Origin of the sequence: Halobacillus sp. BBL2006, assembly GCF_000786645.1 — a bacterium.
GTDB lineage: Bacteria > Bacillota > Bacilli > Bacillales > Halobacillaceae > Halobacillus.
Genome location: NZ_JRNX01000915.1, coordinates 1 through 1,365, shown reverse-complemented (window position 1 = coordinate 1,365; position 1,365 = coordinate 1). Strand labels below are relative to the sequence as shown.

2 protein-coding genes are annotated in these 1,365 nt (G+C 45.4%); both read left to right on the top strand.

Annotation, left to right across the window (positions count from 1 at the left end):
* A partial coding sequence (locus tag LD39_RS21050) for a pyridoxal-phosphate dependent enzyme (RefSeq protein WP_035553513.1) occupies positions 1-285 on the top strand: 285 nt, incomplete at its 5' end.
* A gap of 5 nt (positions 286-290) precedes the next feature.
* On the top strand, positions 291-1,365 hold a 1,075-nt coding region (locus tag LD39_RS21045; protein ID WP_035553510.1), incomplete at its 3' end, for a bifunctional cystathionine gamma-lyase/homocysteine desulfhydrase.

Genomic DNA, 1,365 nt, shown 5'->3' with positions numbered 1-1,365 from the left:
GGCGAATCCGGTCCGCACAAAACGGAAGGAATCGGGATGGAATTTTTACCGTTTTATATGGATTCATCCTATTTTGATGCGATTCATACGGTTCCTGATGATATCGCTTTTCAAAGAGTGAAGGAACTGGCTTTGAATGAAGGGTTGCTTGTGGCAAGTTCTTCGGGGGCTGCTTTTGAAGCAGCGTTAAAAGAAGCGGAGCAAGCAAAACCAGGAACAAAAATTGTAACTATTTTTCCAGATAGTAGTGAAAGATACCTTAGTCAAGGGATATATGAGGAGTGAATGCTATGAGAAAGAAAACACAACTGATCCATGGTGGAATTACCGGAGATGAAAAAACGGGTGCCGTATCGGTCCCGATCTATCAAGTAAGCACCTATGCCCAGGATGGAGTCGGAAAGCACCGCGGGTATGAATATTCCCGCACGGGTAACCCGACTCGTTTTGCATTGGAAGAATTGATTAAAGAATTGGAAGGCGGTCATCGCGGATTTGCCTTCGGTTCCGGCATGGCGGCAATTACAGCAGTACTCATGACATTCAATCATGGAGATCATGTCATTTTTACCGATGATGTATATGGCGGAACATATCGTATGGTAACGAAGGTTATCAATCGTTTTGGCCTTGAAGCAAGTTTTGTTGATACAAGCGACGTAAAAAACATTGACGCAGCTATTACGGATCGTACAAAAGCGATTTATGTGGAGACACCGACAAATCCACTGCTTAAAATTACCGATTTGGAAAAAGTATCAGAGCTCGCCAAATCGAAGGATCTTACCTTCATTGTCGATAATACGTTCAGTACGCCGTATTGGCAGAATCCAATTGAGTTCGGAGCAGATATTGTGCTGCATAGCGCCACTAAGTACCTAGGCGGTCACAGTGATGTTGTCGCTGGACTTGTTGTTGTAAACTCTGAGCAGTTGGCGGAAGATGTTCACTTTGTTTTAAATTCTACCGGCGGGGTATTAGGCCCTCAGGACTCTTGGCTATTGATGCGCGGCATAAAGACACTAGGCATCCGTATGGAAGAAATCGAAGAAAATACCCGTCAGTTCATCGAGTTTCTTGAAGAGCTTCCGGAAGTGACGAACATTTATTATCCAGGTCTGGAATCCCACAAGGGCAGTGACGTTCATCACAACCAGGCACGCGGAAACGGTGGGATGATATCTTTTGATGTAGGAAGGGGCGAAAAAGCGGATCAAGTTCTGAGAAACGTACGCTTCTTCACTCTTGCCGAGAGTCTTGGCGCGGTAGAAAGCCTTATTTCTGTACCTGCGATGATGACCCATGCATCGATTCCAAGTGAACGCCGTGCAGAGCTTGGGATCACAGACGGTCTCATTCGTGTAT